We start from the raw sequence: 13,093 nt of genomic DNA, 5'->3' as shown, positions 1-13,093 counted from the left end.
GTGAAACTCTGGTGAACCATGATTGCAGATCACAGCGGCAACGACTTGAGCATCACAGCAAAATTTGGTCGTTGAATGTCCGCCTCGGGTCGGAAGCCGTCCATGCCGCAAGCCATCCAAGACGTCAGCCAGGGGCCATTTCGGAAGTGCTCGCTTTTTGTGGTCGAGTCCGTTCGATGCCGCCCCAAACGTATCCCGCCGACCGACCGGTGAGGTCAGGTTCCGCACGGACGTAACAATTCATCGGCTCAGAGAGCCGCGATGTGCTATTTAAAGCTCAACGAAGGAGCTTGCCAGAACCCGCGGCGCACACTGAGATGGGTGTTCAGATGATCACAATTCCAGAACTGGTAGCGCAGACTTTAGCATCGTTTTTGACCTCAGATACACGAGATCGATTTGGTTATTCGCATGCCCGCCTGACTGAAATTCTTCCCTTTGCGGCCAGACTCACGTTGGAGTGCATTGGTAACAGCGACGCCCTGTATCACAATATAGAGCACTCAATGCTCGTTACTCTTGCCGGGCACGATATCTTAATGGGACGAATGCTGTTGCGGCCAACGACAGTCGCCGACTATGCGAATTTTACTCTGGCGTGCCTCACCCATGACATCGGGTACGTGCGCGGAGTCGTTCAAGGGGATAGCGACGATTCCTATGTCGCAGATCTAACTGGTCGCATGGTTCGTCTCCCGCGGGGGGCCTCTGACGCTGCGCTCGCACCCTATCATGTAGATCGCTCAAAATTGTTCGTCCTGGAACGCCTCGACGACGTCGAAGAGATCGACGCAAGCCGAATTGCCCGAGCCATTGAATTTACGCGCTTTCCCTATTCGGAATCCTCAAACGACAGCTTGATGGAAGAGGAGGGTATGTTGCTGCGCGCTGCCGACCTCATCGGTCAGCTTGGCGATCCCAACTACCTGAGAAAGTCAAATGCTCTGTTCCACGAGTTTGAGGAAATCGGTTTAAACAAAAAGCTTGGCTATGACACGCCTGCCGACGTCGTCTACAAGTATCCGCAGTTTTACTGGAATAACGTCGCTCCACAAATTCAAACCGCGATACGCTATCTCAATATAACCTCAAGCGGTCGGCAATGGATCGCAAATCTTTATGGTAATGTTTTTCGGGCCGAGCGCGAGCCGGGTCTGTCGGGTCCGCAACCTTGATTACGTTGGTCGGACTTTTGTTGAACGCGAGCATCGGGAGAGGCGTACGCAGATCGCCGATGTCAACTTTGGGTCTTGGCTGTGTAAAAACGCCAGGACGATTGACGGCGATAGAAGAAGTTTTTCGTTCAAGACCGCCGCCTTAGCGGTCAAACCCGAAAGCGCATGGTCCCGTTCGGGCCAACAGCGGACTAAAACTACGCAATGCAAATTGCACTCGAACGCTCGCGATCATTGAACGACCCAAAACCCGATCGCCCCCTTAAAACTAACTCCGCCTTACGCTGCGGGAGGTGACTAGTGCCTCCCGCAGCGATGACGACCGTCACTTTACGGGCGGAAGACCGGCTACGGCGGCGTCGGAAGGATTGTTCAGGCACTTCGGATGGCCAAAGCCGCCAGCGCTGTGGCCGACGCCACCCTGTCCGTTGGGCGCTTGGCCCGTACCGCCGGTGCCATCAGCGTTCGGCGTAATGTCGAAGATGATGTTGTCGGGATGGGTCGGATCCGCCACGCCCTTAACACCCTGCAATTGGTCCAGCCCCAGAGCATTGCGGACCCGCCAAGCCACCATGTGATCGGTGCAGGAGGTGTCGCCACTGACACCGACCCCGCCGACCTTGGCTCCGTTACGGTAGAGCGCGAGGCCGCCGCCGAAAACGTTCACGCCGCCGACACGCTGGCCAACCATCGGATCATTCGGCGTGCCGAATGATGAACCACTGGATGGGCTCGGGTTGAAGTTTGCTGTGCTGATCCCGTTGCTGGAAAACGGCGGACGGTTGCCGTAGGCCGCTGCCGTATCGACCGGATTGCTGTGCTGCAGCCCATAAAGGCTGCCACCCGGCTGCACGGCGGTGAACAAGTTGGCCGTCGACAAGGCGAGCCCGGTCGGAAACAGACTGCCGGAAGGTGTAGCGTTGTGACCCACACTGAAGTCATTTGCAGTGTTTGCCTTCTGGGCGGAAATCACTCGGCTGCCCAGCCACTGCGAGGTGCCTTGACCGCCAGAGAATGCAACCGCGCAGACGGTGCCGTCATTGGCAACCAACGTACCCCACATGTGGAAGCCGAGGCCGCCATTCGCGCCCGCAGCAGGCGTGATAGCGCCGACAAGCGCGGAACGAAGTTGCGAAAAATCCGGCAGAATAGAGCAATCAGCAAAGGCCGGGAGTGCCACCATAGTAACGAGAGCGCCGATCGAACATGAAAGCATCCGCCGTTTGACGTTCATTGTGCTGCTCCTCTGGTGAGATGGGTGATGAATGAGAGAAGCGCAGCCCCATCGTGCCTGCGCGAAGTCGCGAATGCGCTGCTATTTTCAGTATCCCCTTGAAATGAAAACCCAAAGCGGCAACCGCGCGCAATTAACGAAGCGGAGGTTACCTAAGACTACGAACCCTCCCTCGCTGTCGAAGAAACTAGATCATCAGCGTGGCCTGCTCTGCAGACACTTTCGTGACAGTCGTCATGACCTAATGAATTGCCGAGAGCCCAATGGTTAGGTCTAAGCGTGGGCCGAGAGGTTCACTGAGAAATCCCCCAGCAAAGAGCATCATCATTCGCTCAAGTCCGTCGGCACGGACGTGAGCTGATCTCCGGCGCTTAGGAACGTTTTGACCCTCTGGCACGTCCTTGAGGTCATGTCGCCCTTGCGTCGGTATCGATCAATGGACAATTCCGCACCACACATACGGATGGAAGCCGACCTCGACCAACTGATGGGCCGCCATCCCTCGTGCTCGCTGCGGGGGCGAGGTCATCAACAATCTCCATGGGAAACGGTTATGCAAGAGAAGGGTGGCATTTGACGAGAACCGGATCACCGCACAACGAGTAAACGTTACTGACGCTTTTCCCGCGCTCAGCAATTGAAATTTCGCTAGCTTTTGTCTCGGCAGAGCCCCAGACTCTTTCAATTAATTTCTGTGATTTGTTTTGAGGGACATTGCGATGGCGAAACCGGCGGTTTCTCGTGACGCCTTTCGTGGCTTCTTTGCACTTTATGCAGCAAAGGCTCACCATGACCACCAGGATGATGGTGAACACCGGCTGTTGCAGCTGTTTGCGTCGAGCAAAGACATTCCGGACTATTTGCTCGAGCTATGGACCTATCGCACCCAGCTGCTTGACCCCGAAATTGTTGGCAACATGATAACCCCGCGCACCCGCCAGATCGCCGACGGCAGCGCACATTACAACCATGCCAGCGACTTTCTCCATGCGCTCCTCCGAGATCTAGATCAAAAACCGCACTAGCAATTTCGTCGTTTGCCTCTCGGAGCAAGCTCCCTTTATAGCGAGCCGCACCTGAATGTGTGTGAAGCGTAGGGGCCGAGAGCCGACGTCACTCGATCAGCTCGTTAGCTACCGCGAATACTAGATTTCCGCTTTGGGTCCATAAGCCGTCGATGACGACCAAGCGCGGAGAATTCTGCTTTACCCTCGGAAGCCGACGTTCATAAGCACTCGCCCCAGCGCCGCATCACGGCGCCGGACAAGCCGCCCCCGTCTTCACCCAGGCCTCCACCAGCGCACCGGCCTGTTCTTGCGTGCCCGGCGCGGGCGAGCGGCCGAAGCCGGGCTTCCAGGCCCAGCCGACGAGGGTGTCCTTGCCGATATGGTCGATCAGGTCTTCCACCTTGCGCCCGCCATTGCGCCCGGGATCCCTGATCTGCTCGCAGATCTCGCCGATGGTCTTGCCCTCCCAGGCCATTTCGCGCGGCGCAAGATGCCAGTCGGGATGGCCGGGCATGCGGCCGGGTTCGAAATTGGCCTGCTGGTGGCAGCTGTTGCAACGCATCGCCTCCAGCCCGTGGCCGTCGACGCCGCGCGCCACCGGCGGCTGGTGGAGGCGGGCATTGTCGCCCTGGTGCGGCGTGTCGCCGGCCGGATGGCAGTTGGTGCAGCGTGGATGCGTCAGAACCTTGCCGAGCTCGGTGAAGATTGCGGCCGAGCGCTTCTCGGTGTCGCCGATCGAGGCGAAGCTCTCCGGCGCAGCCAACGCGTTGCTCGGCGTCTGCGAGGCTGCGTAACCCGCACTGAGACTGCCGGCGAGCGCCGCGATCACGACAATCATCTTGAACCGCGCGTCGGATCTCATGGATGGTGTCCTTGCGCGCTCACTTAGTGGCGACGAGATAGCGGTTTGAATCGGCGAGGATCACGTCGCGCACCGCCTCGTGATACTTGATGTAGCCGGTGCAGCGGCACAGATGTCCGTCGAGCGCCTCCGCGATGGTCTGCTCCAGCGCCTCCCGCGGCACCGGGGCGCGCGCGAGACGTTCGAGCAGCACCTGGCCCTCGTTGAGGAATCCGGCGGTGCAATAGCCGCACTGGAAGGCGAAGTGATTGATGAAGGCCTGTTGCAATGCCGAGAGCTGAGCGCCTTGGGCGTGCCCCTCGACGGTGCGGATCGACTTGCCGTCAAAGTTCACGGCGGGGGCGACGCAGGTCGGGCTGGTGGTGCTGGTGCCATCGGGCGCGTCGACGATGATGGCGCAGCTCAGGCATTGCGCGGCGCCGCAGCCGAACTTGGTGCCGGTCATGCCGAGCATCTCGCGCAAAAAATCGTTCATCGAGAGATCGTCGCGGACGTCCACCGGACCGTGCTTCTGGCCATTGATGGTAAGGCTGAGGGTCGTCACGCCAAAACTCCCTTCAAAAGGCTTGCAGTGACCGGCAGTGCGCGGAAGCGGTGGCCGGTCGCGTCATGGATGGCGTTGATCAGCGCGGGCACGATCGGGACCATGACGACTTCAGCCATGCCCTTGGGCGCCTCGTCCGGTACTAGCGGCTTCAGCATCTCGATCTCGAGATCGCGCAAGGGCAGATCCGAGCCGCGCGCGACCAGATAGCGGCCGAGATTCCATTCGCCGTTGCCGGGGCCGCCCTCGAACGGCGGCAAGGTCTCGAGCAGCGCGTAGCCGACGCCCATGGCGAAACCGCCCTGTGACTGGCCCATCACGACCTCGGGCACGAGCGCGGTGCCGCATTCGAGCACGCTATAGGCCTTGGCGATACGCAAGGCACCCGTCGCGCGCTCGATCTCGACACGGACCAGCGCGCCGCACATCGAGGTGTAGGCGGTGCCGATGCGGTTGTTGTTGGTCGGTGGAAACTTCACGCTGGTGCGGGTGATCCGCTCGAACTTGCCATTGCCGCGGCGGATCGCGAGCGCGTCGATGTCGGCGCGATGTTGCTCACCGAACAGCGGAAAGCGCGCGCGCGACCAGGCCCAGCGCGAAAAACTATGCGCGACCGCACCGGTGACGAAGCCGCGCGCATGCGCGGTTGCCGCGAGCGCAGGGACTGCCAGCGGTTCGAGGCCTTCCATCACGAGCTGGCCGTTTTGCCAGCTTGCGGCGGCCCATTGCCTGGCGCGCGGATCGGTCTTCGCGATGCGCCACAATTCGAGCGCTGCGGGCCACAGGCCGAAGCGGAAGATGATTTGGGCGGCCTCGGCAGAGGAATGGGTGCCGACATGTGCGCCGACCGAGGCTGACGTCGCCGAGCTGATCCTGGGCACCCAGCGCGGATTTCTCTGCGCCGCATCCTGGGTCTTTTGATCCATCGTGTAGGGATCGCCCGATGTGACGAGGCCGAGCGCGTCATAGCCGTCGACGCGGGCAATCGAAACTTCGTCGGCGATGGCACCGAGATGGGTCGCAACGCGGTTCGCCAGCGCCGTGCCGATGCCGTTGCCCATCTCGACATGATCGCAGAAGATCGCGATCTTGCCGTCGGGTCCGAGCTCGACGCGGCCGAGCGAGCAGTCCGCGCCGGCGCCGTAGTCCTTGGTCACGCAGGCAACGCCGGTGCCGACCAGCCGATCTGACACGCTTTGCTTGAACTGGGCGCGCTGCTGCCAGATCGGATGCTTTTCCAGTTTGTCGAGGATTTCGGGCGTGCGGACCGAGACGATGTATGGGTTGCCGGTCATGGTCCGGCCGTTCTGCTTGAGCGCATTGCGCCTGCGGAATTCGATCGGGTCGAGCTTGAGCTCGCCCGCCGCTTCGTCGATCAGCGCTTCGAGCGCCGTCATGGTCTGGAGCGCGCCGTAGCCGCGCATCGAGCCTGCAGTGACGCCGCGCGAATGCAACGCGACCGTGGTCACGTCGACCTTGGGGATGTCGTAGATGCCGATCGCGGCGGTGGCGGCGACGGTGGCGACGTTGGCGGAGAAATTGGCGAGCCCGCCGCCGTCGAGCACGTGATCCGCGGCGAACGCCTTGATGATGCCGGTTGCCCTATCGATGCCGATGCGCGAGCGCATCTTGACCGGGTGGCGCTTGATGCCGCCCTGGAATTGCTGGTAGCGGTCATGCGCGAGCCGCACCGGCTTGCCGGGAAAGCAGATCGCGGCAAGCGCAACGTACAGAATGAAGGGCGTGTGATCGCGGCCGCCGAAGCCGCCGCCGACATGGGCGAACTGGGCGTTGATATGCGCCGGCTTGTAGGGCGCACGAGCCTTGGCGAGCAGCTCCGCGAGCGACTCCGTCGCCTCATAGGGCGACTGCACGCCGAGCACCAACTCGAGATTGCCGCCTTTGTTGTCGTACCAGGCGAGCCCGCATTCGGGCTCCAGGAACATCGGATCGACCGACTGCGTCTCGAACTCGCGGTCGAGCACCAGCATCGAGGCGTCGTCTGCGGCGAGCTCGGCGCGGATCTGCTCGCCAAGTTTGGCCGCCTTGACGTAATCGGGCTGCATTTCCTTCGCGAGCGGTGACCACACCGGGAGCGCTGCGTTCTGCACCTTCTTGGGTGTGACCCAGCCGGCCTGGATCGGCGAATAGATGTCCGGCTTCTCAGGCGAAGGACCTGCCACACGCGTAAAGCGGTAGGAGCCGTAATCGGGCGCCATCACCGGGCCCGTTTCCTCGCCGAATTTGACGAAGGTGCCGTCGCGCGAGGCCAGGCGCGCCTGGTCGAAGGTGTCGAACTTTTCGAAGATCAGGAGCGCAACCGGCTGTCCGAGATAGAGCGGCGTCTTGCCGGGCGGGCAGAACAGGTCGCCGGCATAAAACTCCGGCACCTGCGTGCCGATGCGGTCGAGATCATCTGCGGTCACGACGACGGAGGGTTTCAGCGTCCCCTTCAGACGGGCAAGGTCGATGCCGGTGTAGACATGCGTCGCGTCATTGGCGCGTACCAGGATCGCGTGCGAGGTGGTCTTTGGCCAGCCGGGCAGGTCATTGGCGCGGAAGTCGGAGGCGTAGAGCTTTGCGCCGGTGACTTTTGCGACGCCGTCGACACGGCCCGCACCTTTTGTGGCAGGGTTGAAATTGCCGCGTCCGGGCAACGTCTCGTGCGCTGCGAAAGGAACTCCCGCCGCCGAAGCCAGATGCGACAGGCTGACCGAAATGCCCCCCGCCGACAACCACTTCACGAACGCGCGTCGCGAAGGCCGCATGATCTCATCCTTGTACAAGGCTTTGGGGGGTCACGATGCTGACGGCATCGCTGCCAGAGTTTTGCAATGGGTACGCGCCAACGCTGGCCCGAAGCTGTCATGATTCGTCATGCAGGGATAGGAACGGGCAGGGCGTTACCATCCGATGAAGACGCCGTGCCTCGCGTGCTCGGATTGAGACGTGCGGTTTTCCCGACTGATTTGCAGTCGAATCGAATAAGACGGTTCGCAACTCTTGGCGGGACTCTTGGGGCGGGAACGCATGCAGCACGATACAAACGACGGCTCGCCGGACAGCACCGCGGCGGGCATAGCGAGGCTGTCGCGGCGGCAGTTGCTCGGCGCGGCCGGAGCGCTGTCGCTGATCGGAGGCACTGCCAAGGCCCAGCATGCGATGCACGACCATGCGGGCGGCGCCCACGCCGCCGACATGTCGCCGACGATGGGCGTCGTGCCGGAAACGCCGGTTCCCGCGATGGATCAGCCGCTGGTCGAACCCGAGGTGCGCAGGTCCGCCAATGGCGTGCTGAGCACCAATTTGCGTTGCGCTTACGCCTATCGCCAGATCGGTGGCGTCAGGCTTTATGTGCGGTCCTATGAGGGCGGCAGTCCCGGCCCGACCCTGCGCATGAAGCCGGGCGAGACGCTGCGGATCAAGCTGGTCAACGACCTGCCGCCGAACCGCGACGGGATGCCCGCCGACATCAGCCACCCGCACCAGTTCAACAACACCAATTTCCATTTCCATGGCGCGCATGCGAGCCCGAGCGGGATCGCCGACAACGTCATGCGCTCGATGGCGCCGGGCTACAGCTACAACATCGAGATCGCGCTGCCGGCCGACCACACCAGCGGCACCTATTGGTATCACCCGCACCATCACGGCAGCGCCGACATCCAGATGTCGAGCGGCATGGTGGGCGCCCTCATCGTCGAGGGCGATTTCGCGGGCGTGCCCGAGATTGCGGCCGCGCGCGAGCGGCTCCTGGTGCTGACCCAGGTGGTCTACGACGCCAGCGGCATGGTTGAGAATTTCGAGACGCTGTTTCCGGAGACGGCGACGCGTTTCCTCGCGATCAACGGGCAGCGGCGGCCGCTGATCGAGATGCGTCCCGGCGAAGTGCAGCGCTGGCGTATCCTCAACGCCGCCTATCAGGACGACATGCTGCTCGATCTCGAGAAGCACGATCTGCAAGCGATCGCCTATGACGGCATCCAGCTCGGCGCCGTGCAGCCGCTCAAGCAGCTCCTGATCGCGCCAGGCCAGCGCGCAGATATTTTGGTGAAAGCAGGCGCGCCCGGCACCTACGCCTTCAACGCGGCGCCCTACGATCAGGGCCATCCTTCGCCGGTCGGGCCGCTGGCGCGGGTCGTGGTGTCAGGCGCGCCGATGGACATGAAGCTGCCGCGCGCCCTGCCGCCGGCGCCGCTCGCCACCATCAAGGACTCCGAGATCACCAATCGCCGCAAGGTCGTGCTGTCGGCAACCGCGCCGGAGGCCGATGCCGCCGGCCACTGGCAGGAGTTTGAGTTCTTCGTCGACGGCAAGAAGTTCGACCCCGCGCGTATCGATCAAAGGGTCAAGTTGGGCGCGGTCGAGGAATGGACCATCCTCAACACGCATGAGCACGACGACCACGTCTTTCACATCCACACCAACCCGTTCCAGGTGGTCTCGGTCAACGGCAAGGCGCTGACTGTTCCGGAATGGCGGGATTCCGTGATCGTGGAGCGCAAGGGCGGCGAGGTGGTGTTCCGCTCCCGCTTCCTCGATTTTACCGGCGTCTACATGCTCCACTGCCACATGATGAACCATGAGGAGATGGGCATGATGCAGACGGTCGAGGTCTACAAGCCCTAAGCCTTCCCCAAGTCTTGCCTAAGCCTTGGGGCAAATTGCGCGAATTGGGCGTCCGGCTGGGGGAAATCCGGGCGCGGCCGGGCTTTCCCTTGCCGCCCATATGGACTATTACGCCGCAACGCAACAATTCCCCCAAAAAGACCTCATGATCCGCCTCGACAACGTCAGCAAGCAAGCCGGCCACCAGATCCTGTTCATCGAAGCTTCCGCAGCCCTCAACAAGGGCGAGAAGATCGGCCTCGTTGGCCCGAACGGTGCCGGAAAGACCACTTTGTTCCGGATGATCGCCGGTGAGGAACTGCCCGACGAAGGGCAGGTCTCGACCGATCGCGGCATCACCATCGGCTATTTCAACCAGGACGTCGGCGAGATGGCCGGCCGCAGCGCCGTGGCTGAGGTCATGGATGGGGCAGGGCCGGTGAGTGCGGTGGCGGCCGAGTTGCATGAACTCGAGACCGCGATGGCGGACCCTGACAAGGCCGACCAGATGGACGAGATCATCGCCCGCTATGGCGAGGTGCAGCACGCTTTCGAAGAGCTCGACGGTTATGCGCTCGACGGCCGCGCGCGTGAGGCGCTGTCAGGCCTCGGCTTCAGCCAGGAGATGATGGACGGCGACGTCGGCAAGCTTTCCGGCGGCTGGAAGATGCGCGTGGCGCTGGCCCGCATCCTCTTGATGCGCCCCGACGTCATGCTGCTCGACGAGCCGAGCAACCATCTCGATATCGAAAGCCTGATCTGGCTGGAAAAATTCCTGCACGATTACGAAGGCACGCTTTTGATGACGTCGCATGACCGCGAATTCATCAACCGTGTGATCTCCAAGGTGGTCGAGATCGACTCCGGTTCGCTCACCACCTACGCCGGCAATTACGAGTTCTACGAGCAGCAGCGTGCGCTGAACGAGAAGCAGCAGCAGGCGCAGTTCGAGCGCCAGCAGGCGATGCTCGCCAAGGAGATCAAGTTCATCGAGCGCTTCAAGGCGCGCGCATCTCATGCAGCTCAGGTGCAGAGCCGGGTGAAGAAGCTCGACAAGATCGAGCGGGTCGAGCCGCCGCGCCGCCGCCAGACGATCGCGTTCGACTTCCTTCCTGCGCCGCGCTCCGGCGAGGACGTCGTCGCCTTGAAGAAGGTTTTCAAGGGCTACGGCAGCAAGCGCATTTATGACGGGCTCGACTTCATGATCCGTCGCCGCGAGCGCTGGTGCGTGATGGGCGTCAACGGCGCCGGCAAGTCGACGCTGCTCAAACTGATCGCGGGCGCGAGCGAGCCGGACGAGGGCACCGTGGCGGTCGGCGGCAGCGTCAAGATGGGCTATTTCGCCCAGCACGCGATGGATTTGCTCGACGGCGAGCAGACGGTGTTTGAGTCGCTCGAATACGCGTTTCCGACCGCGGGGCAGGGAAGCCTGCGCGCGCTCGCCGGCTGCTTCGGCTTCTCCGGCGACGACGTCGAGAAGCGCTGCCGGGTGCTGTCGGGCGGCGAGAAGGCGCGGCTCGTGATGGCCAAGATGCTGTTCGATCCGCCGAACTTTCTGGTGCTGGACGAGCCGACCAACCATCTCGACCTCGCCACCAAGGAGATGCTGATCACGGCGCTCTCCGATTTCGAGGGCACCATGCTGTTCGTCTCGCATGACCGGCATTTTCTCAGCGTCCTGTCCAACCGCGTGCTGGAGCTGACGCCCGACGGCATCCACCAGTTTGGCGGCGGCTACACGGAATACGTGGCACGCACCGGGCAGGAAGCGCCGGGGTTGCGCTCTTAATCGACAGCACCCCGACCGGTTGCCAGAAGTACATGTGACCGATCCGTAACTGTGAAACGGTCGCGACCGCGCAACCCTCGCGCAACCCTCGCGGGCGAGGATCGCCTCGGGCGAAGCTTGCGGGACGGGGCATGATCACCAAACTGAGACCAGTTTCCACGGCGCCTCTGCCGTGCAAGATCTGTGGCGCGGAGGCCGCGCTGTTCGGCGTGGTCGATTTCGCCAAACACTGCAGTGAAGCGCGCACCAGGCGGCTGCCGCTGTCGGGGGCGCCGGTCTATTACTGCCGCTGCCGGCTCTGCGGATTCCTGTTCACCGATGCATTTGACGATTGGAGCGAGGCGAATTTCAAGGCCGACATCTATAACGACGGGTATATCGAGGTCGATCCCGACTACAGGGAGGCTCGGCCGGCCAGCAGCGCAAAGCTGGTGCATGATTTATTCGGAGCGAGGAAGGCGGAGTTGCGCGTACTCGACTATGGCGGCGGCGACGGCCTGCTGAGCGCAACGTTGCGCGGTTCCGGCTTCCTGGAGGCGCAGACCTTCGATCCCTTCGTGGCCGATTTCGCGCGGCCGCCGCAGGGGAAATTCGATATCGTCACCTGTTTCGAGACGCTGGAGCACATGCCCGATCCGATGGCCGGCATCGCCGCCATCGCGTCAAGCACGAAGGAGGCCGGGCTCGTGCTGTTCTCCACGCTGGTGCAGCCGTCCGATTTCGAGATGCAAGGCCTCAATTGGTGGTATGTCGGCCCGCGCAACGGCCATGTCTCGATCTTCAGCCGCGCCGCGCTTGTCCACGCCTGGCAGCACCACGGCTATCAGACCGCCTCCTTCAACGACAATTTGCACATGGCCTTCCGCACGCTGCCAGAATTCGCCCAGCATCTGCTGAAGCAGGCCTGACGGGCGTCCGACGCGCCTTGAACGCGCCGATCTCGCCCGCTACGCTCCTCCAAAAAGGGGCGAACAACCATGAAGCAGCTCAGGATCGGCGACATCACCATTGACGCGGTGATCGAGCGGGACGGGCCGTGGCGGCGGCCGCAGGACTTTTTCCCGGCCTATGACGAGGGCGTGTTCAAGCGCCATCTGCCGACCATGGAGCCGGAGGTGTTCGATGCCGCGCGCGGCATGATGGTCATCACCTACCAGACCTTTGTGGTGCGCACGCCGCGTTACAACATCCTGGTCGATACCTGCACCGGCGAGGATAAGGGCCATCCGCCGCCGTTCGATTTTCCCGGCAAGGAGCGCTGGCGCAACGAGCTGTTCGCGCTCGGCATTGGTTTCGAGCAGATCGACTATGTCTTCTGCACGCATTTGCACATCGACCACACCGGCTGGAACACGACCTTGCGCGACGGTCGCTGGGTGCCGACGTTTCCGAATGCGAAATATGTCTTCCACAAAGGCGAGTACGCAGCGTGGGAGGCGGAGAACGCCAAGGGCAACAACCCGCCCGGCACCGTCTTCCGCGACAATTGCCTCCCGATCGTCGAGGCCGGGCAGGCGCTGCTTGTGGATGATGATTACGCGCTCGATGACACCGTGACGCTAACGCCGACGCCGGGGCATTCGCCCTGTCATTGCTGCGTGAACATCTTTTCGAAGGGACAACGCGCGGTCGTCGCCGGCGACCTCATGCATCACCAGATCCAGTGCCGCGAGCCGGACTGGTCGGCCAAGCCGGATTGGGATCCGAAACAGTCAGCGGTCTCGCGACGAAAGTTCTTCGCCTCGGTCGCCGACACCGACACGCTGATCCTGCCGATTCATTTTCCGGCGCCGACGGTCGGACTGATCAAGCCGCTCGGCGCCGCGTTCGATTACCGCTTCAAGCGGGAGTAGGGCGACCGCGCTTCGGGCGAT

General features: G+C 62.3%; 10 protein-coding genes. 6 read left to right on the top strand and 4 right to left on the bottom strand.

From position 1 onward, the window contains the following. The first annotated feature begins 329 nt into the window (after window positions 1-329). Complete coding sequence (locus ACPPVR_RS24780; protein WP_426609193.1) at window positions 330-1,175, top strand: metal-dependent phosphohydrolase; 846 nt, start codon at window positions 330-332, stop codon at window positions 1,173-1,175. Window positions 1,176-1,500: 325 nt separating this feature from the next. Here the strand turns inward: ACPPVR_RS24780 and ACPPVR_RS24775 are convergent, their stop codons facing one another. Beyond that, window positions 1,501-2,409: a hypothetical protein gene (locus ACPPVR_RS24775; RefSeq protein WP_426609192.1), complete on the bottom strand. Its 909-nt coding sequence runs from the start codon at window positions 2,407-2,409 to the stop codon at window positions 1,501-1,503. A gap of 719 nt (window positions 2,410-3,128) precedes the next feature. Between ACPPVR_RS24775 and ACPPVR_RS24770 the strand changes: the two genes are divergently transcribed. Continuing rightward, window positions 3,129-3,434, top strand: coding sequence for a hypothetical protein (locus ACPPVR_RS24770; protein ID WP_426609191.1), 306 nt, complete (start codon window positions 3,129-3,131; stop codon window positions 3,432-3,434). Window positions 3,435-3,660: 226 nt separating this feature from the next. Here ACPPVR_RS24770 and ACPPVR_RS24765 read toward each other — a convergent pair whose 3' ends face one another. Genes ACPPVR_RS24765 through ACPPVR_RS24755 form a run of 3 tightly spaced genes read right to left on the bottom strand, consistent with a single transcriptional unit; the run spans window position 3,661 to window position 7,590 of the window. Next, entirely contained in the window at window positions 3,661-4,278 is a 618-nt protein-coding gene (locus tag ACPPVR_RS24765) for an Isoquinoline 1-oxidoreductase subunit (protein ID WP_426609190.1), read from the bottom strand. 19 nt (window positions 4,279-4,297) lie between these two features. Beyond that, entirely contained in the window at window positions 4,298-4,822 is a 525-nt protein-coding gene (locus tag ACPPVR_RS24760) for a (2Fe-2S)-binding protein (RefSeq protein WP_426609189.1), read from the bottom strand. Further along, window positions 4,819-7,590 carry a xanthine dehydrogenase family protein molybdopterin-binding subunit gene (locus tag ACPPVR_RS24755; protein WP_426609188.1) on the bottom strand — a complete coding sequence of 924 codons (2,772 nt, stop codon included), beginning with the start codon at window positions 7,588-7,590 and terminating at the stop codon, window positions 4,819-4,821. The genes ACPPVR_RS24760 and ACPPVR_RS24755 overlap by 4 nt, the downstream gene beginning before the upstream one ends. A 262-nt stretch (window positions 7,591-7,852) precedes the next feature. Here ACPPVR_RS24755 and ACPPVR_RS24750 point away from each other — a divergent pair, with 262 nt between their 5' ends. The 4 genes from ACPPVR_RS24750 to ACPPVR_RS24735 all read left to right on the top strand — a co-directional run bounded on the left by ACPPVR_RS24750 (window position 7,853) and on the right by ACPPVR_RS24735 (window position 13,072). Continuing rightward, window positions 7,853-9,451, top strand: a complete 1,599-nt coding sequence (locus ACPPVR_RS24750) for a multicopper oxidase family protein (protein WP_426609187.1) — start codon at window positions 7,853-7,855, stop codon at window positions 9,449-9,451. A 145-nt stretch (window positions 9,452-9,596) separates the two neighbouring features. Further along, on the top strand, window positions 9,597-11,219 hold the full coding sequence (locus ACPPVR_RS24745; RefSeq protein WP_426609186.1) for an ABC-F family ATP-binding cassette domain-containing protein: 1,623 nt from the start codon (window positions 9,597-9,599) through the stop codon (window positions 11,217-11,219). Between the two features lie 131 nt (window positions 11,220-11,350). Continuing rightward, the gene (locus ACPPVR_RS24740; RefSeq protein WP_426609185.1) at window positions 11,351-12,127 is read left to right on the top strand and encodes a class I SAM-dependent methyltransferase; all 777 of its coding nucleotides are present in this window, start codon (window positions 11,351-11,353) and stop codon (window positions 12,125-12,127) included. Between the two features lie 69 nt (window positions 12,128-12,196). Then, window positions 12,197-13,072, top strand: a complete 876-nt coding sequence (locus ACPPVR_RS24735) for an MBL fold metallo-hydrolase (RefSeq protein ID WP_426609184.1) — start codon at window positions 12,197-12,199, stop codon at window positions 13,070-13,072. Window positions 13,073-13,093 lie beyond the last annotated feature (21 nt).

This window comes from Bradyrhizobium sp. McL0616, assembly GCF_049993385.1.
Taxonomy (GTDB): Bacteria; Pseudomonadota; Alphaproteobacteria; order Rhizobiales; family Xanthobacteraceae; genus Bradyrhizobium.
The sequence above is the reverse complement of the archived record's forward strand: the minus strand, read 5'-3'. Positions and strand labels throughout refer to the sequence as shown.